Source organism: Stenotrophomonas sp. 3(2025) (assembly GCF_052665395.1).
In genome coordinates this window covers 1-25,779 of sequence record NZ_JBQOIF010000015.1, presented here as the reverse complement: position 1 = coordinate 25,779, position 25,779 = coordinate 1, and the positions used below count along the sequence as shown (strand labels likewise).

Genomic DNA, 25,779 nt, shown 5'->3' with positions numbered 1-25,779 from the left:
CGCGGCGGGGTCGTCCAATGACTTGCCAAGGGGATGCGCCGCCATTATCTAATGTCTCTGTCTCACAGGTTGATTCCATGCACGGTTCTCCCGACCAACTTGCCCCGCGCGCGCGGCACCTGCTGCGCACGCTGATCGCGCGCTACATCCAGGATGGCGAGCCCGTGGGTTCGCAGACACTGGCGCGCGTGGCCGGTCTGGAGGTCAGTCCGGCCACCATCCGCAACATCCTCGGTGACCTGGAAGACCTGGGACTGCTGGCCTCGCCGCATACGTCGGCGGGCCGGATTCCAACCGCGCATGGCTACCGGGTGTTCGTCGACAGCCTGTTGCAGATGCAGCCGCCGGGCGAAGGGGAGCTGGCCCGGCTGCGTCAGGAGCTGGCCGGAGGCGGCAGTACCCAGGCGCTGCTCGGCAGTGCGTCGGAGCTGCTGTCGGCGATGAGCCACTTCGTTGGCGTGGTCAGCGCGCCGCGCCGCGAGCAGTTCGCCTTCCGCCAGATCGATTTCGTGGCGCTGGATGGGCGCCGGGTGCTGGCGATCCTGGTGTTTGCCGACAATGAAGTGCAGAACCGGGTGATCGAGACCCGCCAGGACTTCGCACCGGGGCAGCTGGAGCAGGTGGCCAACTACCTCAATGCCCACTTTGCCGGGCTGCCCCTGGCCGAGATCCGTACCCGCCTGCTGCTGGAGCTGCGCGACGCCCGTTCCGAGCTGGAACAGGTGCTGGCGCACAGCGTCGAACTGGCCGAGCAGGCCCTGCAGCCGCCGGCCGACGACATGCTGGTGGCCGGCCAGACGCGTCTGATGGGGGTGCAGGACTTGTCCGACCTGGAGCGCCTGCGCGAGCTGTTCGAGCTGTTTTCCAGCAAGCGCGAGATCCTGCAGCTGCTGGAGCGGACCATCCAGGCCCCCGGCGTGCGCATCTTCATCGGCGAGGAAACCGGCGTGGTACCCCTGCAGGGCGTCTCGCTGGTCACCGCGCCGTACACCGCCAACGGCCAGGTACTGGGCGTGCTGGGCGTGATCGGGCCGAAGCGGATGGCCTACGACCGGATGATTCCGCTGGTCCAGGCCACCGCCGATGTGCTCGGCGCGGCCTTTTCGCCGGGCGGGCGAACTCCGGGTGCATCGGACGCTTGAAACGCAGCATCCCGCCCACACTAGGGTGGGTGGAGGCGGAGAGTGACCGCCAGGGACCCAGACATGAATCAAGATCAGCCAGACATCGCCGCCCAGCAGGCCGCCGCCGACGCAGCTGCCGCCGAGGGCGTCAACGAACAGATCGAACAGCTCCGTGCCGAAGTGGAGCAGGTCAAGGCCGAAGCGCTGCGTGAGCGCGCCGACCTCGACAACCAGCGCAAGCGCGTGGCCCGCGACATCGAACAGGCGCGCAAGTTCGCCAACGAGAAGCTGCTGGGCGAACTGCTGCCGGTATTCGACAGCCTCGATGCCGGCCTCAAGGCCGCCGGCGACGATGCCCATCCGCTTCGCGAGGGCCTGGAGCTGACCTACAAGCAGCTGCTGAAGGTCGCTGGTGACAACGGCCTGGTGCTGCTGGACCCGACCGGGCAGCCGTTCAACCCCGAACACCACCAGGCGATCAGCCAGGTCGCTGCCCCCGGCGCCGCACCGGGCAGCGTGGTGACCGTGTTCCAGAAGGGCTACCTGCTCAACGAGCGCCTGCTGCGGCCGGCGCTGGTGGTGGTTGCCGCCGACTGACCGCGGGCGCCGGGCCTGGCCTGGCGCGGGTTTTCCCGCCGCGACCGGGGCATCGGCACGACCGACGCTGAACGTGTTGGGCGAACGGAAACACAGCGTTCGGGGGATGGCTTGAATGTTCCACGAGCCTCCCCCACATCCCATTCATCCACCGGCCGAACGGCCGGACTGACAAAAACAACATCCTTCAGGAGTCTCCCCCATGGGCAAGATCATTGGTATCGACCTCGGCACCACCAACTCGTGCGTGGCGATCATGGACGGCGGCAAGGCCCGCGTCATCGAAAATTCGGAAGGCGATCGCACCACCCCGTCGATCGTCGCCTACACCAAGGACGGCGAAGTCCTGGTCGGTGCCTCGGCCAAGCGCCAGGCCGTGACCAATCCGAAGAACACCTTCTACGCGGTGAAGCGCCTGATCGGCCGCAAGTTCACCGACGCCGAAGTGCAGAAGGACATCGCGCACGTCCCGTACAGCATCCTGGCCCATGACAATGGCGATGCCTGGGTGGCCACCAGCGATGCCAAGAAGATGGCACCGCAGGAAATCTCGGCCAAGGTGCTGGAGAAGATGAAGAAGACCGCCGAGGACTTCCTCGGTGAGAAGGTCACCGAAGCGGTCATCACCGTGCCGGCCTACTTCAACGACAGCCAGCGCCAGGCAACCAAGGACGCTGGCCGCATCGCCGGCCTGGACGTCAAGCGCATCATCAACGAGCCGACCGCGGCCGCGCTGGCCTATGGCCTGGACAAGGGCGACAACAAGGATCGCAAGATCGTTGTCTACGACCTGGGCGGCGGCACCTTCGACGTCTCGGTGATCGAGATCGCCAATGTCGACGGCGAAAAGCAGTTCGAGGTGCTGGCCACCAACGGCGACACCTTCCTGGGTGGCGAAGACTTCGACAACCGCGTCATCGAGTACCTGGTTGAAGAGTTCAACAAGGACCAGGGCATCGACCTGCGCAAGGATCCGCTGGCCCTGCAGCGCCTGAAGGATGCTGCCGAGCGCGCCAAGATCGAACTGTCCAGCGCCCAGCAGACCGAAGTGAACCTGCCGTACGTCACCGCTGACGCGTCGGGTCCGAAGCACCTGAACATCAAGCTGACCCGCGCCAAGCTGGAATCGCTGGTGGAAGAGCTGATCAGGAAGTCGATCGAGCCGTGCCGCGTCGCCCTGAACGATGCCGGCCTGCGTTCGAGCGACATCAGCGAAGTGATCCTGGTCGGTGGCCAGACCCGCATGCCGAAGGTGCAGCAGGCTGTCACCGAGTTCTTCGGCAAGGAACCGCGCAAGGACGTCAACCCGGACGAAGCGGTGGCACTGGGTGCTGCGATCCAGGGCGGCGTGCTTGGTGGCGACGTCAAGGACGTGCTGCTGCTGGACGTGACCCCGCTGTCGCTGGGCATCGAAACCATGGGCGGTGTGTTCACCAAGATCATCGAAAAGAACACCACCATCCCGACCAAGGCCTCGCAGGTGTTCTCCACCGCCGAGGACAACCAGTCGGCCGTGACCGTGCACGTTCTGCAGGGTGAGCGCGAACAGGCCCGCTTCAACAAGTCGCTGGCCAAGTTCGACCTGTCCGGCATCGAGCCGGCCCCGCGCGGCCTGCCGCAGGTGGAAGTGTCCTTCGACATCGACGCCAACGGCATCCTGCACGTGTCGGCCAAGGACAAGAAGACCAACAAGGAACAGAAGGTCGAGATCAAGGCCGGTTCGGGTCTGTCCGAGGAAGAGATCGCACGCATGGTCGCCGACGCGGAAGCCAACCGCGAAGAAGACAAGAAGTTCCAGGAGCTGGTGCAGGCCCGCAACCAGGCCGATGCCCTGATCCACGGCACCCGCAGCGCGATCACCGAGCACGGCAGCAAGGTTGGTGGCGAAGTGATCGGCAAGGTGGAAGCGGCCTTGGCCGATCTGGAAACCGCGATGAAGGGTGACGACAAGGCGCAGATCGAAGCCAAGTCGAAGGTGCTGGAAGAAGCTGGCCAGTCGCTGTTCGCTGCGGCTTCGGCCGACCAGGGCGGTGCCGCCCCGGGTGCCGACGCCGGCAATGCGGGCAAGGCGCAGGATGACGTGGTGGACGCCGAGTTCACCGAAGTCAAGGACGACAAGAAGTCCTGATCCGGACCGACACGGGACGCTGGTTGCCAGCGTCCCGTTGTCGTACCAGGGTCCTGACCGCCCTCTGGCGTGTCGGGGCGCCCGACGCAAGAGCGGACATGGTTCCGCTCTTCCGCTTTGACGAATCCCGACTTTCCGGAATGCGATCCACGATATGAGCAAGCGCGATTACTACGAAGTGCTGGGCGTTGCCCGCACCGCCACCGACGAAGAACTGAAGAAGTCCTACCGCCGTTGCGCGATGAAGTTCCACCCGGACCGCAACCCGGGTGATGCGGCGGCCGAAGCCTCCTTCAAGGAGTGCAAGGAAGCCTACGAAGTCCTGTCCGACGGCAACAAGCGCCGCATGTACGACAGCCATGGCCATGCCGCGTTCGAACACGGCATGGGCGGTGGTGGCGGTGGTCCGGGCGGCCCGGACATGAACGATATTTTCGGCGACATCTTCGGCAACATCTTTGGTGGTGCCGGCGGTGGTGGCCCGCGCCAGGCGCGTCGCGGCGCCGACATCGGTTACGTGATGGAGCTGGACCTGGAAGAAGCGGTGCGTGGCGTCGAGCGTCGCATCGAGATTCCGACCCTGGCCGAATGCGGCGACTGCGATGGCAGCGGCTCGGAAGACGGCAAGGTCGAGACCTGCAACGTCTGCCATGGTCGTGGCCAGGTGCGCATCCAGCGCGGCATCTTCGCCATGCAGCAGGCCTGCCACAACTGTGGTGGCCGTGGCCAGATCATCGCCAAGCCCTGCAAGACCTGCCACGGCAACGGCCGTGTCGAAGAAGACAAGGTGCTGTCGGTGAAGGTGCCGGCGGGCGTGGATACCGGCGACCGCATCCGCCTGGCGGGTGAGGGCGAGGCCGGCCCTGCGGGGACGCCACCGGGCGATCTGTACGTGGAAGTGCGCGTGCGCGAGCACCACATCTTCCAGCGCGACGGCGACGACCTGCACTGCGAAGTGCCGATCCGCATTTCGCAGGCCGCACTGGGCGATACCGTGCGCGTGGCCACCCTCGGTGGCGAAGCGGAAATCCGTATCCCGGCCGAGACCCAGACCGGCAAGCTGTTCCGCCTGCGTGGCAAGGGCGTGCGTTCGGTGCGCAGCCGCAGCGAGGGTGACCTGTACTGCCGCGTGGTAGTGGAGACGCCGGTCAACCTCACCAGCGACCAGCGCAAACTGCTGGAGCAGTTCGAAGCCACCTTCAACGGCGAGGACGCGCGCAAGCATTCGCCGAAGTCGGCGACCTTCATCGACGGCGTCAAGGGCTTCTGGGATCGGATGACGTCCTGATCCCTTGAGGGAAATGTTGAACGGCAGCGCCGGGCCATGCCCGGCGTTTTCGTTTCCGGCGCAGCAGATCCGTGCCATGCGTGGACGCGGTGCGACGGATCAACGGAAGAATGCCGCCGGCGTCTGCCCCAGCTGGCGCTTGAACATGCTGGTGAATGCACTGGGGCTGTCGTAGCCCATCGCCAGCGCAACATCGATCACCTTCTCGCCGCGGGCCAGCCGTTCCATCGCGGCCAGCAGGCGCGCCTGCTGCCGCCACTGGCCAAACGTCATGCCCAGCTCGCTGGCGAAGTGGCGCTGGATGGTTTTCACGTCGATCGCCAACGCCTGCGCCCAGTCCTGCAGGGTCGCCTCGTCGCCGGGATGTTTCTGGATGTGCTGGCAGATCCTGTGCAGGCGCGGGTCGACGGGCTCGGGCAGGTGCAACGGCAGTACGTCCATGCGGTGCAGTTCGTCGAGCATCAGCCGCACCACGCGGCCATCGCGGCTGTCTTCTTCATGCGGCCCGTCGATCAGGATGGCTGCCTGCAGCAGTTCGCGCAGCAGCGGTGCCACCTGCACGGCAAAGGGCTCTGCGGGCAGCTGCGGGGCGAATGACGGTTCGATGTACAGGCTGCGCATGTGCACCTCGGCGATGCAGTCCACCGCATGGGCCATGCCCGCCGGCATCCAGATGGCGCGGGTAGAGGGCACCACCCAGCGGCCGACTTCCGAGCGCACCACCATCAGCCCGGACATGGAATAGACCAGCTGGTGCCGCCGGTGCTTGTGCGCCGCGATGTGGGTGCCGGCGCGGTAGTCGCGTGCGCGGCAGGTGACCGGGCGATGCACCGGCACCTCGTTCCACGGCGCGGTTTCGCGGACGGGGCAGGGGGTGTCCTTTTTGCGATAGGCCATGACCAGAACGCGGCAGAAGGGAGTAGATGCCCACCGTAGCATGCACGGCTCGCCCCCATCCTGACCGTGCGCAATGTCGACTCTGGCTTCTCCCGCCGTATCCGCCCGCCCCGTATCGCCCGGAGTGCTGGCGGCGATCTCCAGCTCCCACATGGTCAACGACATGATGCAGTCGCTGATCCTGGCCATCTATCCGGTGATCAAGGGCGGCTTCAATCTCAGCTTCACCCAGATCGGCCTGATCACGCTGACCTACCAGCTCACCGCCTCGATCTTCCAGCCGCTGGTCGGCCTTGCCACCGACCGCCGGCCGGCCCCGTACTCGCTGCCGATCGGCATGGCCTCGACCTTGTGCGGCATGCTGCTGCTCGGCTTTGCGCCCAACTACGCGATGGTGCTGCTGGCCGCCGCGCTGGTCGGTATCGGTTCGGCCATCTTCCATCCGGAAGCCTCGCGCATCGCACGCCTCGCCTCCGGCGGCCGTCATGGCTTGGCGCAGTCGGTATTCCAGGTGGGAGGCAACTTCGGCACGGCGCTGGGGCCGCTGATCGCCGCAGCGGTGATCGTGCCCTATGGCCAGCATTCCGCATCGTGGTTTGCCGGTGCAGCGTTGATCGGCATTGCCCTGCTGACCTATGTCGGTCGCTGGTACTCGCTGCATCTGGGCGCGCCCCGGCCAGCAGCGCATGGTGTGACTGCCGCGCGCCATCCGCCGCGCACGATCGCCCGGGTGCTGGCCATCCTGCTGGTGCTGATCTTCAGCAAGTACTTCTACATGGCCAGCATCGGCAGCTACTTCACCTTCTACCTGATGCATCATTTCGGCATTCCGGTGGCGCAGGCGCAGCTGCATCTGTTCGCCTTCCTGGTAGCGTCCGCCGCGGGTGGATTCTTCGGCGGGCCGCTGGGCGATCGTATCGGTCGCAAGCCGATCATCTGGGCCTCGATCCTGGGCGTGGCACCGTTCGCGCTGATGCTGCCGCATGCCGACCTCCTGTGGACGACGGTGCTGGCGGTGCTGATCGGCTTCGTGCTGTCTTCGGCCTTCTCGGCGATCGTGGTCTATGCGCAGGAAATGATGCCGCACCGCATCGGCATGGTGTCCGGGCTGTTCTTTGGCTTTGCCTTCGGCATGGGCGGCCTCGGCGCAGCGGTGCTCGGTCTGCTGGCTGACAAGACCAGCATCGAATTCGTCTACCAGCTGACCGCGTTCCTGCCGTTGCTGGGCATCGTCGCGGCCTGGCTGCCGCCGTCCAGGCCTGTTGCGCACTGAGGGGTGTTCTTCGGCAGGGCTGCGCTCTGCACCTGCAGAGGTCAGAGCAACGGCAACGGCAACGGCAAAAGCGTGCATTTCGTGGGATGGCGGGGTGGGTCCGGTTGCGGGGGACGCTGCAAGTACGTCCCTGTAAGCTCGGTCGCGCCATCCATGGCGCTCACGCCCCCGCAACCGGACCCACCCCGCCTTCGACAGATTTTCGCAATCTGTCGGGATGGCATGACTTGCTCTTGGTGGGTGTCGACCTTGGTCGACACGTAGATCCACGCCATGCGTGGATGATTTTCGATTTGGATTTGAATATTCGATTTGGACAGAGATTGATCCACGCATGGCGTGGATCTACTGCTCGCGGGGTACTGTCGAAGGCGGGGCACTGTGGGTTTGCGGGGTGTGAGCCGCATGGATGCGGCGACCAAGCCTACATGGACGTACTTGCGGCGGCCCCGCAAACCCACAGTGCCCCGCCATCCCTAGGAGTGCCGCTGTTGCTGTTGCCTTGGCTGTGGCTGTTGCCTCTGCAGGTGCAGGGCGCAGCCCTGCCGAAAACCCCCTTGGGCGTAGAATGCGGGCATGAGCGAATCCCTCGACAACCACCTGGTCCACGGCCGCCGCCAGCGGCCCGACGGCCCTTCGCCGATCGATGTCATTTCGGTCCAATCACAACTGGTCTACGGCCATGCCGGCAACAGCGCCGCGCTACCGCCGATGCGTGCGCTCGGCGTGCGCGTGGCCTCGATCCCGACCACGCTGCTGAGCAATGCACCGTTCTACGAGACCACCCGTGGCCGTGTGCTGCCCAGCGACTGGTTTGCCGATCTGCTGCTCGGCACGCATGAACGGGGTCTTCCGCAGCGGGCGAAGATGCTGGTCTCCGGCTACTTCGGCAGCGCTGCCAATGGTGCTGCGTTTGCTGATTGGCTGGACGGGATCCTGCCGGCGTGCCCGCAGCTGCGCTACTGCCTGGACCCGGTGATCGGTGATACCCACACCGGCCCCTACGTGGAGCCGGGACTGGAAGCGATCTTCGCTGAGCGCCTGCTGCCGCATGCATGGCTGGTTACCCCGAATGCCTTCGAACTCGGTCGCCTGACCGGCATGCCGGCGCTGGCCGAAGCCGATGCCATTGCTGCCTCGCGCGCGCTGCTGGCGCGGGGACCGCAGTGGGTGCTGGCGCACAGCGTCGGCGGCAATCCGGGCGAGCTGGTGACGCTGGCTGTGGGGCGCGAGGAAACCTGGCGCTGGACCTCGCCGCTGCTGCCGGTGGATGTGGCAGGCACCGGCGATGTGCTGATGTCGCTGATGGTGTCCTTCCTGTTGCGTGGTGAGCCGATGCAGATGGCCATCTCGCGGGCCATCGCCGGCACCCATGCGGCGCTGGAGGCGACCCTGGCCCACGGCTTCGAAGAGTTCGACGTGATCGCGGCCGCACCGGCGGCACTGGCCGATGGCATGCGCTTCCGCGCCGAACGGCTGGCATGAGCGATCTGCACGAACGCACGCCGCGCACGGTCGGCATCGTCGGCAGTGCCGGCGCCTATGGACGCTGGCTGACCCGGTTCTTCGAACAGCACATGCAGGTGCGCGTGATCGGCCACGATCCGGCCGATGCGGGTTCGCATGCGCCGGAGCAGTTGCTGGAACAGGCCGACGTGTTGGTGTTCTCCGCACCGATCCGGCACACCTCCGCGTTGATTGCCGAGTACGTGCGCCTGTCGGCGGGCCGCGAGCAGGAACGCTTGTGGCTGGATGTGACCTCGGTTAAGGAAGCGCCGGTGCAGGCGATGCTGGCCTCGTGCGCCGAGGTGGTGGGCCTGCATCCGATGACGGCGCCGCCCAAGGCGCCGACCCTGAAGGGCCGGGTGATGGTGGTCTGCGAGGCCAGGCTGCAGCATTGGCGGCCGTGGGTCGACGCACTGTGCCTGGCACTGCAGGCCGAATGCGTGCGCGCCACCCCGCAGCACCATGACCAGATGATGGCGCTGGTGCAGGCGATGGTGCATGCGACCCACCTGGCCCAGGCAGGTGTGCTGCGCGAGTACCAACCGCAGCTGGGCACGTTGGCGGCGATGCTGCCGTATCGATCGGCTTCGTTCGAACTGGATACCGCGATCATCTCGCGCATCCTGTCGTTGAATCCGGCGATCTACGAAGACATCCAGTTCGGCAATCCCTATGTGGCGCCGATGCTGCAACGCCTGATCGGCCAGCTGCAGACGCTGCAGGTGCAGGTGGGGCAGGGCGACGAAGCTGCGCGGGGCGCGTTCCGCGATCACCTGCTGGAGGCCAACAGGTGTGCCTTCGGCGATCAGGCGCTGGCTGCGGGCAACTACACCTTCGAGCGCGTCGGCTATCTGCTGGCCGACCTGACCGAGCGCAACGCACTGTCGGTGCATCTGCCTGAAGACCGCGCCGGTTCGTTGCGTGAGCTGCTGAACGTGTTCGAGCAGCATGGCATCAGCCTCGCCTCGATCCACTCCTCGCGCACGCCCGCCGGCGAAGTGCATTTCCGCATCGGTTTCGTGGCCGGCAGCGAGCCAGGGGCTATCGCGGCAGCCGCGGCAGCAGTGGATGCCAGCGGGATCGGCCGGGTGCTGGCGTAACGCCATTCATCCACAGGGCGTGTGGATGGCTTCTGCGCAAACATGTGGATAACCGGCGGCAGGCCTTGGCGTGCAAGGCTGTCAAGATGGTTGGTCAAAAAATGACCAACCTTTTTTCTGTCCGTAACAGCTGTAGAGCCGGGGCATGCCCGGCTCTGCGGTGCATCGCTAGATCGACAACCTGACCTCGCCGCCGCTGGTGGTGAACTCGCGGCCGTTGCGTACCAGCTGGCGGCCGTCATCAAGCTCATAACGCGGCGTCGCTTCGGAGCCATGCCCACTGCCGCTGGCCTCGGGCTTGAACTCGATGATGATGTGGCTTTCGCCATTGCTGTCGACAGCAGGGAACTGACGGAACGACATGCCTGGCCTCCTTCAGTGGTTCTTCGCTACGCCACCAGAGTGATCCGGCCGGTGTTAGCCGGCCGTCATCAATCGATGAACTGCAGGCGTGCAAGCTCCGCATACAGGCCGCCTTCAGCCAGCAGCTGCGTATGCGTGCCTTCGGCCACGATACGGCCATGGTCCATTACCACGATGCGGTCGGCCTTCAGCACGGTCGCCAGCCGATGGGCGATGACCACCGTGGTGCGCCCCGCCATCAAGCGTTCCAGCGCCTGCTGCACGCCATGTTCGCTCTGTGCATCCAGCGCGCTGGTGGCTTCGTCGAGCAGCAGGATCGGTGCGTCCTTCAGCAAGGCACGGGCGATCGCCACGCGCTGTTGCTGGCCACCGGACAGGCGGGCACCGCGCTCGCCCAGTTCGCTGTCGTAGCCCTCTGGCAGAGCACGCAGGAAGGCGTCGGCCTCGGCGGCACGGGCTGCGTCCTCCACCTCGGCGTCACTGGCCTCCAGCCGGCCATAGCGGATGTTGTCGCGTGCGCTGGCGGCGAACAATGTCGGCTGCTGCGGCACCAGCGCCAGGTGCGCCCGAAGCTCGGCAGGATCGACGTCGCGCACATCGATGCCGTCCACGCAGATGCGGCCGCTTGCCGGATCGTGGAAGCGCAGCAGCATCGACAGCACCGTGCTCTTGCCGGCGCCTGACGGGCCGACCAGGGCGACGGTTTCACCCGGCCGCACGTGCAGGTTGAAATGATCCAGCGCGGCCTGGTCCGGTCGCTGCGGGTAGTTGAACACCACGTCGTCGAAATGGATCTCGCCACGCAGCGGCTGTGGCAGCGCACGCGGCTTGGCCGGCGCACGGATCTCGATGTCTTCCTGCAGCAGCTCGCCGATGCGGCCCATGCCGCCGGAGGCGCGCTGCAGTTCGTTCCACACTTCGGCCAGCGCACCGACCGAACCACCACCAATCAGTGCGTACAGCACGAACTGGCCCAACGTACCGGCGCTGAGCCGCCCGTCGATGACGTCGTGCGCGCCCAGCCACAACACCCCGACAATCGCACCGAACACCAGCAGGATGGCGCTGGCGGTCACCAGCGACTGCGCGCCGATGCGCCGGCGCGCGGCACGGATCGCATCGCCCAGCGCATGGTCGAAACGGCCGCGTTCATAGGGCTCGCGCGCATGCGCCTGCACAGTGCGCACCGCGCCCAGTGTTTCGCTGGCCAGGCTGTTGGCATCGGCGATGCGGTCCTGGCTGCTGCGCGCGATGGTACGCAGCTTGCGCGCGCCGATGATGATCGGCAGCACTGCCAGCGGGATGCCGAGCAGCGACCAGGCGGCCAGCCGCGGACTGGTGACGAACAGCATCGCCAGGCTGCCGACCACGGTGACACTGCTGCGCAGCGCCACGGACATGGTCGAGCCGACCACGCTGCGCAGCAGTTCGCTGTCGGCGGTCAGGCGCGAAACCAGCTCGCCGCTGCGGCTGCGGTCGTGGAAGCCGGCGCCGAGCTGGATCAGGTGCGCGTACAGCCGGCTGCGCAGATCCGCCACGACCTTCTCGCCGAGCAGCGAAACAAAGTAGAAGCGCGCCGCCGTCGCCAACGCCAGCACCACGGCGACCAGCATCAGCAATGCAAAGGCACGGTTGATCTGGCCCCCGCTGCTGAAGCCGTGGTCGATCATCTGCTTCACCGCCGGCGGCAGGCTCAGGGTCGCCGCTGACGAAACGGCCAGGGCCAGCAGCCAGGCGCTGAACAATCCGCTGTGGCGGCGCACGAACGGCCACAGTGTGCGCAGGCTGCCGAGGCGGCGCAGCGGCGGGGAGGCCGGGTCGGTCGCCGGTGCGTCCTTGTCAGTCATCGAGGGGGTCATCTTGGATACGGATACGATCACGGGTGGCGTCGCGCAGGCGGATTTTCAATGCGTCGACCTGGTCTGCGGGCAATTCCACCCGCAATCTCACGCCATTGGCATCGAACTGTTCATCGCGCTTTTCGGCCGCGTGGGCCGGCAGGGCCGCATGCAGCGCGCCCAGGTCCTCGAATCCAGCCACCAGCTGCAGCCGCGCCATCGCCACCAGTGGCAGGCGCGGCGCGGTGCGCAGGCATTCGGCAGCGGCGCCGCCGTAAGCCCGGACCAGGCCGCCGGCGCCCAGCTTGATGCCGCCGAACCAGCGGGTGACCACCACCATCACCCGGTCGAATCCCTGGCCATCGATGGCAGCCAGGATCGGGCGGCCCGCGGTGCCGGCGGGCTCGCCGTCATCGCTGGAGCGATAGTCCTGGCCGTGCCGGTAGGCCCAGCAGTTGTGGGTCGCATCGGCTACCGATACGTCCTGCAGAAATGCCATCGCCGCAGACGCGCTCTCGATCGGCGCGGCATGCGCGATGAAGCGGCTGTGCTTGACGTCCAGGGTGTGGTTGACCGGTTGGGCGAGGGTGTCGGGCATTCCCTTCATTCTACGGGCTTGCCGCCGACGTGCTTCAGTCGTCCAGCAATGGCCGCACATCCTTTGGCAGGCGCGCCTCTGGATAGGTCTGCAGGTAACGCTCCAGGCTCGCCCGGGCCAGGTCGCGCTGGCCGGCGTCGCGGCGCTCGCGGATCTTCTGCAGCCATTGCCGGCGTGGCAGCCCGGCATCGGCCTGCACTTCGGCCTGTACCGCGTCCGCGCTGAGGTTCGCGTCGCTTGCGCGGCGCATGACGCCAGGCGCGGTTCTGCCGGCCGCGTCCTGCTTGGCCGCGGTGAGCGCGACGCGGTCTTCGGCCGTGGCCTGTGCGGAGGGCATGGATTCGGCCGTCGCCGCAGTGGCCTTGCGGGCCCTCATCGCCGCGGCAGGGGCCGCAGGCGCAGGTGCCGAATAGGCCTCGGCCGCGGGGGGCGCTGCCGCTGGCATCGGAGGCGGCGCAAACGCTGTGTCGGCTGCAGGCGCAGGTGGCGGTGCCGGCGCCATCATCGGAGCAGGTGCCTGCCGGGGTGCGGCAGGCGCGGGTTTCACCACCTCCGCGATGGCCGGTGCCGGCGCCGGTGCTGCCTTGGCCGGCGCAGGCGCCGGTGCCGCGGCCGGTGCAGGTAGCTGTGCGGCATCGGTGGCCGCGACATCGGCGGCCGCGCTGTCGTAGGCCGTGCCTTCGGCGCTCGCATCGGCCGCCATTTCCTGCGCAGCCGGCGCGGTGGCAACTGCCTCGGCAGGGGCCGAGGGCGGCTCTGGACGCATCTGCCAGGCGATGCCAACGGCGAACACCGTCGATGCGGCCACGCCGAATACGGCCGGCCAGCGGCGGCGCGGGCGCGGCGTGCGCGGTGCCGCCGGCGCTGGGGCTGCCTCGCGTGCTGGCGTCTCCACGGCCGCACGCGCAGCGGCGAGGATCGCCGCGTCCAGTGCCGGCGGAGGGCCCTGTTCGGTGCGGCGCCCAAGCAGGCGTGCCAGTTCGCGTTCTTCCGGCGTCAGTGCATCGTCTCGGTTCATGCGTTCAGTCCCGCACGCAGCTTGTCCATCGCATAGCGCAGCCGCGATTTCACGGTTTCCCGGCCAACGCCGGTGATCTGGCCGATCTCCTCCAGGCTCAGTTCCTGTTCCAGCCGCAGCTGCAGCACTTCGCGCTGTTCTGCGGGCAGTTCTTCCATCGCCAGCTGGATGCGGCGACGTTGCTCGAATTCGGACAATTCCGCTTCCGGTGTCTGCCCATCTTCCAGCGCGGCCAAGCGCAGATCGGCATCGGCCGGTGCAGGGGGGCGATGGCGGGCGGCGCGCCAGTGGTCGTTCAGGCGGTTGTGGGCGATGCGGAACAGCCAGGTGCTGAAGGCTGCATCGGCCTGCCAGCCTGCACGCGCGCTGATCACCCGCTGCCAGACGTCCTGGAACATCTCCTCGGCCAGCGCGGTGTCGCGCAGCTGCCGCAGCAGGAAGCCGAACAGGCGCTTGCGATGACGGGCATACAGGCTTTCGAACGCGTGCACTTCACCGGCGGCCCAGGCCAGCATCAAGGCTTCATCGGTTGGCAGGGCGCTGGCATCCACGCCGTACAGGGTAAGCCCTGCAGGCGGTGGCGCATAGCCAGCGATGGGGTGGGACAGGGCGACAGTCACGGCAGGAACCGGGAGGGGATCGACAGGAAAAACGCTCGAGGGCACGTTTCGGGGTTGCCGGGCTTCCATTGCCCCCCGGGTGGCGCGTTATGCTCGGTAATTCAGGGGAGGCGGCGCTCAGGCGGCGCCAAGAGAACGTCATTTGTCCACCGAAGCCGACCGCGCGCTGGAAGCGTCAAACAACGAGCCCGTGCTGAGCGCTGCGCTGGTGCGCGCGCTGCATGCGCTGCTGCCGGAAACGGCGATCGTGCGCGTCGGCTGGGACGATCCGCAGCTCGGCAGCGGGCAGGGCGGTTGGCCGATCGGCGGTGGCGAGGAAGACATCTGGCAGCCGCTGGCCGACCATGCTGAAGGCCGCCACGGCTGGGAATACGACGGCGCCCGGCTGCTGCTGTCGGTACGCGGCGCGACGCCTTCCCCAGCCTGGTGGGGGCTGGCCCGGCAGGCCATGGAGCTGGCCCTGCAGCGGGGCCGCCAGGCGGGGCAGATCAAGGCGCTGGAAGAAGCTGAGCGGTTGCAGCAGGCGCTGTTCCAGATTGCCGACCTGGCCGGTGCCGACCTGGAAATGAGCGAGATGCTGCGCCACGTGCATGGCGTGCTGGGCACGCTGATGTACGCGCAGAACTGCTACATCGTCGAGTATGACGATGCCCGCCGGCAGATCCGCTTCCTGTACTTCGCCGACCAGGTCGATGATTTCGTCGCCGATCCTGCCCAGGGCTACGACATCGACCAGATGCCGCGCAGCTTGACAGTAGCGCTGCTGCGGCATGGCCGGCCGTTGAGCGGGCCTTCGCGCGAACTGCTGGCGCGGGTAGACCAGGAGCACGACCCGCAGCGCGGCCCGGAGAGCCTGGACTGGCTGGGCGTGCCGATGCTGCGCGATGGCCGCGTGTGTGGTGCGATCGTGGTGCAGAGCTACGAGCATGCCGACCGCTACGGCGAGGCCGAACGGGCCCTGCTGGGTTTTGTCGCCCAGCACGTGCAGACCGCCATGGACCGCCGCCAGGCGCAGGTGCGGCTGGAGCAGCAGGTGGAACGGCGCACGCAGGAACTGCAGCGCGCCAATCTCAGCCTGCAGGATGAAGTAGCCGAGCGCCGCCGCGCCGAGCAGTTGCAGACCGCCCTGTACAACATCGCCGAAATGGCGATGTCGGCCGACAGCCTGGCGCAGTTCTACGGGCAGGTGCACGGCGTGGTCGGGCGCCTGCTGGATGCGCGCAATTTCTATATCGCGCTGGTCAATGCCGAGGGCGATGGGCTGGATTTCGTCTATTCGGTCGACGAGCACAACGCGAGCCGTGCACCGCGCGCGTTCAGTCGCGGCCTCACCGAGTATGTGGTCCGCCATCGTCGGCCCCTGCTGGCCTCGCGTGCGCAGATCGATGCGCTGCTGGAAAGCGGCGAGGTGCGCGAATCCGGCGCACGTTCGCAGTGCTGGCTCGGCGTGCCGTTGCTGCGCGACGACGAAGTGGTCGGTGCGATCGTGGTGCAGAGTTACACCGAGCAGATCGCCTTCAGCGTGCATGACCAGCGCCTGCTGATCTTCGTTGCGCAGAACATCGGCACCGGCCTTGCGCGCCAGCGCGACCAGCAACGACTGCGCTCGGCGCATGCCGAGCTGGAAAAGCGGGTGGAGGAGCGCACCCGCGAGCTGGGCGAGGTGAACGAAAAGCTGCTCGGCCAGATCGCCGAGCGCCTGCGCGCCGAGCAGCGGCTGACCCACCAGGCGATGCACGACGCGCTGACCGGACTGCCCAATCGCCTGCACCTGCTGGACAGGCTGCAGGATGCGCTGGCGCTGGCACGGCGCGAAGGTGGCCCGGTGTTCGCGGTGCTGTTCCTGGACCTTGACCGCTTCAAGCTGGTCAACGACAGCATCGGTCACGCCGCCGGCGATCGCATGCTGGTGGAAGTGGCCAAGCGCATCGTGTCCATGGCCGGCGACAATGATGTGGTGGCGCGCCTGGGCGGTGATGAGTTCGCCGTGCTGCTGCACTGTCCGGAGGGCCTGGCGCAGGCTCTGGATTTCGGCCAGCGGCTGTTGCTGGCGCTGCAGGAATCGATGTGGATCGCCGGTCGCGAGCTGTTCCCTTCCGGCAGCCTGGGCATCGCCTTGTGGAACCCGCGCTATCGCACCGGCGAGGAACTGCTGCGCGACGCCGATGCGGCGATGTACCGGGCCAAGGCGCAGGGCCACGACCGCTGCTCGATCTTCGATGAGGAAATGCGCGAGCAGGCGCTGCGCAGCCTGGATCTGGAGGCCGACCTGCGGCGGGCGATCAACAACCGTGATTTCGTGCCGTTCTACCAGCCGATCGTGCGCCTCTCCGACGGCGAGGTGGTCGGCCACGAGGCCCTGCTGCGCTGGAAGCACGAGCGCCGTGGACTGCTGCTGCCGGGCGCGTTCCTGGAACTGGGCGAGGAAAGTGGCCTGATCGAACAGGTCGACTGGCTGATCTATGAGCAGGTCATTGCCGGCCTTGCCGACGGCGGGCGTGGCTATGTGTCGGTCAACGTGTCGCCACGGCATTTCCGCTCCGCCGAGTTCAGCGGGCGCCTGTATGGCCTGCTGGAGGCGAGCAACGCGGACCCGCGGCGGCTGCGCCTGGAGATCACCGAGGTGGCGCTGCTCGACGATGGTCCACACACGCTGCGCATCCTGAAGGGCCTGCGTGAACGTGGCATCCAGGTGCAGCTGGATGATTTCGGAACGGGTTTCTCGGCGCTGTCCTACCTGCACCGTTTCCCGATCAGCACGTTGAAGATCGACCAGAGCTTCATTGCCGGCCTGCACGGCCCGGAGGCACAGAGCACGCGCGCGCTGGTCGAAGGCGTGCTGTCACTGGCACGCACGCTGGGCATCGAGACGATCGGCGAAGGCATCGAGACCGAGGCGCAGCGTGACACGCTGTTCGAGCTCGGCTGCGACTACGGCCAGGGCTACCTGCTGGGCCGGCCGGCACCGTGGACGCGCGCGGCAGCCTGAGCCACCGCGCACGTAGTCTTCAACGCAGCGCCGCGCGGCGCTTCTCGTCGATCCACTTCGAGGCCTGGGCCGGCTGGTAGTTTTTCATCCAGGCCAGCATCTCTTCGATGTCCGAGCCGTACCACAGGTCCTGGCGCTGCTCGGGGTGCAGGAAGCGCTCTTCCACCATGCGATCGATCATGCCGATCAGCGGTGCGTAGAAGCCGTCCACATCGAGGAACGCGCAGGGCTTGTTGCCGATGCCGAGCTGGCGCCAGGTCAGCATCTCGAAGATCTCTTCCATGGTGCCGAAGCCGCCGGGCAGGGCGACGAAGCCATCGGACAGATCGAACATGCGCGACTTGCGCTCATGCATCGAACCGACGATCTCCAGTTCGGTCAGGCCGCGATGGGCCACTTCCCAGTCGGCCAGCTGGCGCGGAATCACGCCGGTGACCTCACCGCCGGCGGCCAGTACGGCATTGGCCACGGTACCCATCAGGCCGACATTGCCGCCGCCGTACACCAGGCGCATGCCGTCGCGGGCGATGCGATCGCCCAGCGCGATGGCGCGTTCGGTGTAGACCGGCTTGCTGCCAGCGTTGGAACCGCAGTACACACAGATCGACTTCATGGATCTTTCCTGTCTTGGCCGGAAACGAAAACGCCCCGCGGTCAACCAGTGAAGCCGGTCGCAGGGCGGGGTGTCCGGGCAATTATGAGGCCTCGCCGTTGTTCTCTGTAGCGCCGGGCCATGCCCGGCGGCATTTCGTTCAGATCACGGCCAGCCCTTCAGCCGGGCAGCGCCCGGCTCTACGAGGGTCTGGGATTACGCAGCGGCCGCCTGTTCGCGGCGCGGCCCTTCACGCAGTGCGCGGCCCACCATGCCCACCAGCAGGTCCAGCTCGCTGCTGTCCATGCCGAAGTGCGGGGTGAAGCGCAGCGAGTTCTCGCCACCATGGATCACGTTGATGCCGTGCTGGCGCAGCCATTCCTCGGTGGAATTGGCGCCATAGCACTTGAACTGCGGGGCCAGTTCGCAGGAGAACAGCAGGCCGGTGCCCTGCACCTTGGTGATCAGGCCGCCCAGCTCGCTCTTCAGCTGCTCCAGCTTGCGCACGGCCTCGGCACCGCGCTCGGCGATGTTGGCGCGGACCTGCGGGGTCAACTGGGCCAAGGTGGCGCAGGCCACGTCCAGCGCGCGCGGATTGCTGGTCATGGTGTTGCCGTAGATGCCCTTGCGGTACAGCTGCGCGGCGTGCTCGGTCACGGCCAGCACCGACAGCGGATACTGCGCGGCGTTCAGTGCCTTGGAGTAGGTTTCCATGTCCGGCGCGTCCAGCCCTTCGAAGCCGGGATAGTCGACCACCGACAGCACGCCATGGGCGCGCAGGCCAGCCTGGATCGAGTCCAGCAGCAGCAGGCTGCCGTGGGCGCGGGTCAGTTCGCGGGCCAGCGCATAGAACGCCGGCGGCACGGAGCGGCCCGGGTCACCTTCGCCCATCACCGGCTCCAGGAACACCGCTTCGATGAACCAGTTGTTGTGCGCGGCATCCTCGAACACCTTGCGCAGGCCGGCCTCGTCGTACGGGGCGACGGTGATCACCGACTCCTCGCCACGGTAGCTGGCCAGGTGCTGCATGTAGGTTTTGCGGCTGGAATCGGAATACAGCGCCGGTCGGTCGGTGCGGCCGTGGAAGCTGCCCTTGATGACTACGCGCTTGATTGCCGCACCGGCGTGGCGGGCACCCGGGTCGGTCTGCAGCTTGGCGTTGACGTCGGCGATGCGCGCGGCCAGGCCAACCGCTTCAGAGCCGGAATTCAGGCACATGAAGCGCGTGAACGGGCAGCCGCCACGACGGTGGCCGATCTCGGCCCGCAGCGCGGTGATGAAGCGCTGCTGGGACAGGCTGGGGGTCATGATGTTGGCCATCACCTGCGGCCGTGACATCGCTTCCATGACGGCGTCCGGGGTGTGGCCGAAGCCCAGCATGCCGTAGCCGCCGGCGTCGTACAGCACCGCGCCTTTCAGGGTGACCACCCACGGACCGCGCGCGGCCAGCGCCACGTACGGGGTCACCGCATCATCGGCGTAGAAATTGACGAAGCCGTCCTGCATGGCATCGATCTGCGCCTGCTCATCCTGTGCCAGCAGCGGCCCCAGCTCAGCCTGCACGCGCGCGAATTCGGCAGCAGCGGCATCGACCGCGGCGACCAGCTGCGGGTGGTTGGCGGCGAGGGCGGTCAGGGTTGCGTCATCCAGGCCGTTGGTGAGGCGGGTGCCGGGCTGGGCGCGGAGGGGGGCGAGGCGTTCGATGAAGCTCATTGCAGATCTCCTGAAACGTTGGGTCGCACGGGCCTTCAAAAGCAAAACGCGCGTCTTCACGCGCGCTTGGGGCGGGCTCGTGCAGCGGACTTCCTCGTCGATGCTAGCACTTGTTTTTTTGCGCGATAACCCCGCAAAAGACTGCTGCATAGCAGCATTTTGCGCGACGTTCGGTCTCGCTCGTGCCGGCTCGCAGACGCTGGACGTACAATGCGCGCCATTGTCGACCTGTTGCCGTCCACTGCCTTGAAGAAGTCCGATTTCCATTACGAACTGCCGGCCGAACTGATCGCCCAGGCCCCCTTGGCCGAACGCTCGGCGAGCCGCCTGCTGCTGGTGCCGCCGGCGCCGGCTGCCTTCACCGACCTGCAGGTGCGCGACCTGCCATCGCTGCTGCAACCGGGCGACCTGCTGGTGTTCAACGACACCCGGGTGATTCCGGCGCGCCTGTTCGGGCAGAAGGCCAGCGGTGGCCGCGTGGAGATCCTCATCGAGCGCCTGCTCGGCGGCCAGCAGGCGCGGGCCCAGGTCGGTGCCAGCAAGTCGCCGAAGGCCGGCAGCCGCATCGCCCTGGATGCCGGTGGCGAAGCCGAAGTGCTGGGGCGCGACGGCGAGTTCTACGTGCTGCAGTTCCATGTGCCGGAATCGCTGGAGCAGTGGCTGCTGCACGCCGGGCGGCTGCCGCTGCCGCCCTACATCCAGCGCGAGCCCGGTGTGGACGACCGCGAGCGCTACCAGACCGTGTTCGCGCGCGAAGTGGGCGCCGTGGCGGCACCGACCGCCGGCCTGCACTTCGATGAGGCGCTGCTGGCAGCACTGAAGGACAAGAGTGTGGATTTCGGCCACGTCACCCTGCACGTGGGCGCAGGTACGTTCCAGCCGGTGCGCGCCGACGACCTGAAGGACCACGTCATGCACCGCGAGTGGCTGAACGTCGGTGCCGAGCTGGTGCAGCAGGTGCGACGCACGCGTGCGGCCGGTGGCCGGGTGATTGGCGTCGGCACGACGGTGGTGCGCGCGCTGGAAAGTGCGATGCGTGAGGGGGAGTTGCTGCCGTTTGCGGGTGAAACGCAGATCTTCATCACCCCCGGCTACCGGATCCGCAGCGTCGACGCGATGGTGACCAATTTCCATCTGCCCGAAAGCACGCTGCTGATGATGATCTCGGCGTTTGCCGGCAAGGAGCGCGTGTTCGAGGCTTATCAGCACGCGATCGAGCAGCGCTACCGCTTCTTCAGCTACGGCGACGCGATGCTGCTGTTCCCGCAGGCGGGGTAGGGCGAGGTGGGGAGCGCCGGGCCATGCCCGGCGGGGCGCAGTTGCGGGTCATCCGCCGGGCATGGACCGGCGCTACCGGAGCAGGAAAGGCGGTTTTGGGAGACAATGGGCGACTATTTGCCCGAACGACCGCTCCATGTCCCGATTGCAGTTCCAGCTCCAGACCCGTGATGGCCGCGCCCGCCGTGGCCGCCTGACCTTCCCGCGTGGCACGGTGGAAACGCCGGCCTTCATGCCGGTGGGGACCTATGGCTCGGTCAAGGGCATCCTGCCGGACCAGGTGCGTGCGCTGGGCGCCGAGATCATTCTCGGCAACACCTTCCACCTGTACCTGCGGCCGGGCCTGGACATCATCGCCGACCACGGCGGCTTGCACGGCTTCTGCCGCTGGGATGGCCCGATCCTGACCGACTCCGGTGGCTTCCAGGTGTTCTCGCTGGCCCACCGCCGCAAGATCACCGAGCAGGGCGTGACCTTCGCCTCGCCGACCGACGGTGCCCGGGTGTTCCTGGGCCCGGAGGAGAGCATGAAGATCCAGAAGGTGCTCGATTCGGACGTGGTGATGATCTTCGACGAGTGCACGCCGTACCCGGCCACCGAGGACGTCGCCCGCCGATCGATGGAACTGAGCCTGCGCTGGGCCCAGCGCAGCCGCAACGCGCATGACGAACTGGGCAACGATGCGGCTCTGTTCGGCATTGTCCAGGGCGGGGTGCACACCGACCTGCGCAGCCGTTCGGCCGAGGCCCTGCAGGGGATCGGCTTCGACGGCTATGCCATTGGCGGCCTGGCCGTGGGCGAACCGGAAGACGAGCGCAACGCCATGCTCGACCATCTGGACCCGGAGCTGCCGGCCGACCGTCCGCGCTACCTGATGGGCGTTGGCCGCCCTGAAGACCTGGTCGAGGGTGTCGCCCGCGGCGTGGACATGTTCGATTGCGTGATGCCGACCCGCAATGCGCGCAACGGCCACTATTTCACCTCGTTCGGCACCGTCCGCATCCGCAATTCGCAGTACGCGCGGGACATGGACCCGATCGAGCCGGGCTGTGGCTGCGTGGCCTGTGCCGGCGGCTATACCCGCTCGTACCTGCGCCATCTGGACCGCTGCAACGAGATGCTGGCGCCGATGCTGGGCACCCAGCACAACCTCTTCTATTACGAAAAACTGATGGCTGACATCCGCGCAGCCATCGAGGCGGGAACCTTCCTGGCCTTCCGCGAGTCCTTCTACGCAGCACGCGGGGCGGTAGCGCCGCCCCTGTAAACCCGCAGCACCCCCTGCCAAACGGCCCAAGGACGAACGCCCGGGGCCGTGGCATACTTCAAGGCTGACCCAGATCCGCGGTCGACACCTCGTGCCCGTGAAACGGCCGAAGCGCCGCCCAACCAAAGGACCAACGATGAACCTGCTTGCCTTCCTGATTCCCGCCGCCCACGCCCAGGCCGCTGGCGGCCAACCGCAGGGCATGGGCCTGACCACGCTGCTGTTCCCGATCATCCTGATCGCCATCATGTACTTCCTGATGATCCGCCCGCAGATGAAGCGGCAGAAGGAGCACAAGGCCATGCTGGAGAAGATCAAGCGCGGCGACGAAGTGCTGACCAATGGCGGCATCGCCGGCAAGGTCACCGATATCGGCGACAACTTCGTCACCGTCGAAGTGGCCGAGAACGTGCGCATCCGCGTGCAGAAGGGCGCTGTCGGCAGCGTGCTGCCGACCGGCACCCTGGATTCGGCCAAGTAAGCCACTCCCTTTCTGAAGCACAACCGCGGCGCCGGGGATGGCGCCGCGCGGGACCCAAGCAATGCTCGAATTTCCACGCTGGAAGTACGTCGTCATCGTGATCGTACTGGCGCTCAGCACGCTGTACGCTCTGCCCAACATGTACCAGAAGGACCCGGCCATCCAGATCACCGCCAACCGTGGCGGGCAGATCGACGATGCGCTGCGCGACCGTGTGCTGGCCGACCTGAAGAAGGCCGGTGTCACCACGATCGGTGCAGAGAAGGAAGGGGATAGCCTGATCGTCCGCCTGTCGGACCTGAAGTCGCAGTCTGCCGCCAGCGATACGCTGCGTGACAGCGTGGGCGAGAACTACACGGTTGCCCTGAACCTGGCCTCGACCGTGCCGGACTGGCTGGCCAAGCTCGGCGGCCGCCCGATGGTGCTGGGCCTGGACCTGCAGGGCGGTGTGCACTTCGTGCTGCAGGTCGACCAGAAAGCCGCGCTGGACAAGCGCCTGGACGCCTACACCGAGGACGTGCGCAGCACCCTGCGTGATGCGCGCATCGCCTACCAGTCGGTCGAGCGTCGTGCCGACAACACCATCGTCGCCAACCTGAGCCCCTCGGCCGGCGAAGACGCCGGTACCCGAGCCCGCGCCGCGCTGGCCAAGGCGCAGCCGACGCTCGGCTATGACGTCAGTGGCAACCGCATCACGGTCTCCATTCCGGAAGCGGAGATCGCGCAGATCGCCAACGGCGCCATCGAGCAGAACATCAACACCCTGCGCAACCGCGTGAACCAGCTCGGCGTGTCCGAGCCGATCATCCAGCGCCAGGGTGCTGATCGCGTGGTGGTGCAGCTGCCGGGCGTGCAGGACACGGCCGAAGCCAAACGCATGATCGGTGCCACCGCCACCCTGGAATACCGGGCCGTGGTGGACGGTAATCCGACAAGCGTCGCGGACAAAATTGCAAGTGGCCGTATTCCGCCGGAAGCGAAGCTCTACCAGCGCCGTGACAACGGCGGCCCGGTGCTGCTGAACAAGCGCGTGATCGTCACCGGTGACCAGATGGTGGCCGCGCAGGCGGTGACCGACTCCACCAGCGGCACCCCGGCAGTCAGCGTGACGCTGAACAACGTCGGTGGCCAGCGCATGTTCGACTTCACCAGCGCCAACGTGAACAAGCCGATGGCAGTGGTCTACACCGAGCGCGTGCCGACCGTGACCGTCGTCGACGGCCAGGAAGTGCGTGGCTTCAAGGTCAACGAGGAAGTGATCTCGGTGGCCAACATCAACGGCGTGTTCGGCAAGAACTTCCAGACCACCGGTCTGCAGAAGAAGGAAGCCGAGGACCTGGCCAAGCTGCTGAAGTCGGGCTCGCTGGCTGCACCGATGGACTTCGTCGAAGAGCGCGTGGTCGGCCCGAGCCTGGGCGCTGAGAACGTCAAGAACGGCATCACCGCGGTGGTCTACGCGTTCATGTTCACCCTGGTGTTCTTCACCATCTACTACCGCATGTTCGGCCTCATTACTTCGATCGCGATGCTGTTCAACCTGCTGATCGTGGTGGCGGTGATGTCGCTGTTCGGCGCGACCATGACCCTGCCGGGCTTCGCTGGTCTGGCCTTGTCGGTCGGTCTGTCGGTCGACGCCAACGTGCTGATCAACGAGCGTATCCGTGAAGAACTGCGTGCCGGCGTGCCGGGCAAGACCGCGATCGTGACCGGTTACGAGCGTGCGTCGGGCACCATCCTCGACGCCAACCTGACCGGCCTGATCGTCGGTGTGGCGCTGTTCGCATTCGGTACCGGTCCGCTGAAGGGCTTCGCGCTGACCATGATCATCGGTATTTTCGCTTCCATGTTCACCGCGATCACCGTATCGCGTGCACTGGCGACGCTGATCTACGGCCGTCGCAAGAAGCTCCAGAACGTGGCTATCTGACGGGACGACACGCACATGAAACTGTTTCCGCTGCACATCCTCCCGAACGATACCAAGATCGACTTCATGCGCTGGCGCCATGTCGCGATGGTCGTCACGATCATCGTGTTCCTGGCCTCGATCGGCATCATCGGCTTCAAGGGCTTCAACTACGCTCTGGACTTCACCGGCGGCACCCTGATCGAAGCCCGCTTCGAACACGCGGTGGATGTCGAGGACGTCCGCAGCAAACTTGAGCAGAACGGCTTCGACGGCGCCCAGGTACAGAGCGTGGGTGGCAACACCGACCTGCTGATCCGCCTGGCCCCGCACGGTGAGCATGCTCCGGGTACCGGCGGCGCTTCGGCCGAGGACAAGGCGACTGCCGCAGCCGTGGTCAAGGCGGTCTCTTCGGCTGACAACCAGGCCACCGTGCTGCGCAACGAGTTTGTTGGCCCGCAGATCGGCAAGGACCTGGCGATGAATGGCCTGTACGCCACCATCTTCATGCTGGCCGGCTTCCTGATCTACATCGCGGTGCGTTTCGAATGGAAGTTCGCGGTCACCGCGAGCATCGTGGCGATGTTCGACCTGATCGTGACGGTGGCCTACGTGTCGCTGCTGGGCCGTGAGTTCGACCTGACCGTGCTGGCCGGCCTGCTGTCGGTGATGGGCTTTGCGATCAACGACATCATCGTGGTGTTCGACCGCGTCCGCGAAAACTTCCGCAGCCTGCGCGTGGAGCCGATGGAAGTGCTGAACCGTTCGATCAACCAGACGCTGTCGCGTACGGTGATCACCGCGGTGATGTTCTTCCTGTCCGCACTGGCCCTGTACCTGTACGGCGGCAGCTCGATGGAAGGCCTGGCCGAGACGCACATGATCGGTGCGGTGATCGTGGTGCTGTCCTCGATCCTGGTGGCGGTGCCGATGTTGACCGTGGGTGCCCTGCGCGTGACCAAGCAGGACCTGCTGCCCAAGGCCAAGGACGTCGAGGCCCTGGCGCGCCGTCCGTAAGCATCTGCTGCACGCAGTACACAGAGAACCCCGCGCAAGCGGGGTTTTTTGTTGGCCGGGTTGCGCTCTGCCCTGCTGAGTCTGCGACTGTATGAACCACGGGTTTCCACTTGGGTCATGCAGTTAATGTAGCGCTATGGGCCGTATCCGTGGGCATAATTTTGGTGGTCTGGTCAGGGGGGGGGG

21 protein-coding genes are annotated in these 25,779 nt (G+C 66.6%); 13 read left to right on the top strand and 8 right to left on the bottom strand.

What is annotated here, in order from left to right:
* Positions 1-77 precede the first annotated feature (77 nt).
* The 4 genes from hrcA to dnaJ all read left to right on the top strand — a co-directional run bounded on the left by hrcA (position 78) and on the right by dnaJ (position 5,137).
* Entirely contained in the window at positions 78-1,142 is a 1,065-nt protein-coding gene (gene hrcA, locus ACUXVE_RS12625; RefSeq protein ID WP_025878869.1) for a heat-inducible transcriptional repressor HrcA, read from the top strand.
* A gap of 63 nt (positions 1,143-1,205) precedes the next feature.
* Positions 1,206-1,721: a nucleotide exchange factor GrpE gene (grpE, locus tag ACUXVE_RS12620; RefSeq protein WP_025878870.1), complete on the top strand. Its 516-nt coding sequence runs from the start codon at positions 1,206-1,208 to the stop codon at positions 1,719-1,721.
* 202 nt (positions 1,722-1,923) lie between these two features.
* Positions 1,924-3,849 (top strand): molecular chaperone DnaK, encoded by a 1,926-nt coding sequence (gene dnaK, locus ACUXVE_RS12615; protein ID WP_025878871.1) that lies wholly within the window; start codon positions 1,924-1,926, stop codon positions 3,847-3,849.
* A 154-nt stretch (positions 3,850-4,003) separates the two neighbouring features.
* Positions 4,004-5,137 (top strand): molecular chaperone DnaJ, encoded by a 1,134-nt coding sequence (gene dnaJ / locus ACUXVE_RS12610; RefSeq protein ID WP_025878872.1) that lies wholly within the window; start codon positions 4,004-4,006, stop codon positions 5,135-5,137.
* A gap of 99 nt (positions 5,138-5,236) precedes the next feature.
* Here dnaJ and ACUXVE_RS12605 read toward each other — a convergent pair whose 3' ends face one another.
* A complete protein-coding gene (locus ACUXVE_RS12605) occupies positions 5,237-6,034 on the bottom strand; it encodes an AraC family transcriptional regulator (protein ID WP_093819924.1) in 798 nt (265 codons plus the stop codon).
* A 73-nt stretch (positions 6,035-6,107) separates the two neighbouring features.
* Between ACUXVE_RS12605 and ACUXVE_RS12600 the strand changes: the two genes are divergently transcribed.
* From ACUXVE_RS12600 to ACUXVE_RS12590, 3 genes are all read left to right on the top strand, one after another.
* Entirely contained in the window at positions 6,108-7,307 is a 1,200-nt protein-coding gene (locus tag ACUXVE_RS12600; RefSeq protein ID WP_222389911.1) for an MFS transporter, read from the top strand.
* A 576-nt stretch (positions 7,308-7,883) separates the two neighbouring features.
* Entirely contained in the window at positions 7,884-8,792 is a 909-nt protein-coding gene (gene pdxY / locus ACUXVE_RS12595) for a pyridoxal kinase (RefSeq protein WP_208081411.1), read from the top strand.
* Positions 8,789-9,913, top strand: coding sequence for a prephenate dehydrogenase (locus ACUXVE_RS12590; protein ID WP_222389910.1), 1,125 nt, complete (start codon positions 8,789-8,791; stop codon positions 9,911-9,913). The genes pdxY and ACUXVE_RS12590 overlap by 4 nt, the downstream gene beginning before the upstream one ends.
* Positions 9,914-10,081: 168 nt before the next feature.
* Here the strand turns inward: ACUXVE_RS12590 and ACUXVE_RS12585 are convergent, their stop codons facing one another.
* The 5 genes from ACUXVE_RS12585 to ACUXVE_RS12565 all read right to left on the bottom strand — a co-directional run bounded on the left by ACUXVE_RS12585 (position 10,082) and on the right by ACUXVE_RS12565 (position 14,245).
* Positions 10,082-10,276: a hypothetical protein gene (locus ACUXVE_RS12585; protein WP_025875144.1), complete on the bottom strand. Its 195-nt coding sequence runs from the start codon at positions 10,274-10,276 to the stop codon at positions 10,082-10,084.
* Positions 10,277-10,344: 68 nt separating this feature from the next.
* On the bottom strand, positions 10,345-12,123 hold the full coding sequence (locus tag ACUXVE_RS12580) for an ABC transporter transmembrane domain-containing protein (protein WP_222389909.1): 1,779 nt from the start codon (positions 12,121-12,123) through the stop codon (positions 10,345-10,347).
* Positions 12,116-12,712: an IMPACT family protein gene (locus tag ACUXVE_RS12575; RefSeq protein WP_033830875.1), complete on the bottom strand. Its 597-nt coding sequence runs from the start codon at positions 12,710-12,712 to the stop codon at positions 12,116-12,118. The genes ACUXVE_RS12580 and ACUXVE_RS12575 overlap by 8 nt, the downstream gene beginning before the upstream one ends.
* A 34-nt stretch (positions 12,713-12,746) precedes the next feature.
* Positions 12,747-13,730 (bottom strand): hypothetical protein, encoded by a 984-nt coding sequence (locus ACUXVE_RS12570; RefSeq protein WP_222389908.1) that lies wholly within the window; start codon positions 13,728-13,730, stop codon positions 12,747-12,749.
* Positions 13,727-14,245 carry an RNA polymerase sigma factor gene (locus tag ACUXVE_RS12565; RefSeq protein ID WP_229291374.1) on the bottom strand — a complete coding sequence of 173 codons (519 nt, stop codon included), beginning with the start codon at positions 14,243-14,245 and terminating at the stop codon, positions 13,727-13,729. The genes ACUXVE_RS12570 and ACUXVE_RS12565 overlap by 4 nt, the downstream gene beginning before the upstream one ends.
* A gap of 247 nt (positions 14,246-14,492) precedes the next feature.
* On the opposite strand from ACUXVE_RS12565, the gene ACUXVE_RS12560 reads away from it, so the two are divergent.
* Entirely contained in the window at positions 14,493-17,339 is a 2,847-nt protein-coding gene (locus ACUXVE_RS12560) for a bifunctional diguanylate cyclase/phosphodiesterase (protein ID WP_445514505.1), read from the top strand.
* 19 nt (positions 17,340-17,358) lie between these two features.
* Here ACUXVE_RS12560 and ACUXVE_RS12555 read toward each other — a convergent pair whose 3' ends face one another.
* Positions 17,359-17,952, bottom strand: a complete 594-nt coding sequence (locus tag ACUXVE_RS12555) for an LOG family protein (protein WP_025875132.1) — start codon at positions 17,950-17,952, stop codon at positions 17,359-17,361.
* 195 nt (positions 17,953-18,147) lie between these two features.
* Positions 18,148-19,644, bottom strand: a complete 1,497-nt coding sequence (locus tag ACUXVE_RS12550; protein WP_222389905.1) for an aminotransferase class III-fold pyridoxal phosphate-dependent enzyme — start codon at positions 19,642-19,644, stop codon at positions 18,148-18,150.
* 210 nt (positions 19,645-19,854) lie between these two features.
* On the opposite strand from ACUXVE_RS12550, the gene queA reads away from it, so the two are divergent.
* The 5 genes from queA to secF all read left to right on the top strand — a co-directional run bounded on the left by queA (position 19,855) and on the right by secF (position 25,593).
* The gene (gene queA / locus ACUXVE_RS12545) at positions 19,855-20,922 is read left to right on the top strand and encodes a tRNA preQ1(34) S-adenosylmethionine ribosyltransferase-isomerase QueA (RefSeq protein ID WP_445514504.1); all 1,068 of its coding nucleotides are present in this window, start codon (positions 19,855-19,857) and stop codon (positions 20,920-20,922) included.
* 136 nt (positions 20,923-21,058) lie between these two features.
* Complete coding sequence (gene tgt, locus ACUXVE_RS12540) at positions 21,059-22,189, top strand: tRNA guanosine(34) transglycosylase Tgt (protein WP_025875126.1); 1,131 nt, start codon at positions 21,059-21,061, stop codon at positions 22,187-22,189.
* A 136-nt stretch (positions 22,190-22,325) separates the two neighbouring features.
* Positions 22,326-22,670, top strand: coding sequence for a preprotein translocase subunit YajC (gene yajC / locus ACUXVE_RS12535; protein ID WP_025875124.1), 345 nt, complete (start codon positions 22,326-22,328; stop codon positions 22,668-22,670).
* Between the two features lie 61 nt (positions 22,671-22,731).
* Positions 22,732-24,597, top strand: a complete 1,866-nt coding sequence (gene secD, locus ACUXVE_RS12530; protein ID WP_445514503.1) for a protein translocase subunit SecD — start codon at positions 22,732-22,734, stop codon at positions 24,595-24,597.
* A gap of 15 nt (positions 24,598-24,612) precedes the next feature.
* Positions 24,613-25,593 carry a protein translocase subunit SecF gene (gene secF, locus ACUXVE_RS12525; RefSeq protein WP_025875120.1) on the top strand — a complete coding sequence of 327 codons (981 nt, stop codon included), beginning with the start codon at positions 24,613-24,615 and terminating at the stop codon, positions 25,591-25,593.
* Positions 25,594-25,779 lie beyond the last annotated feature (186 nt).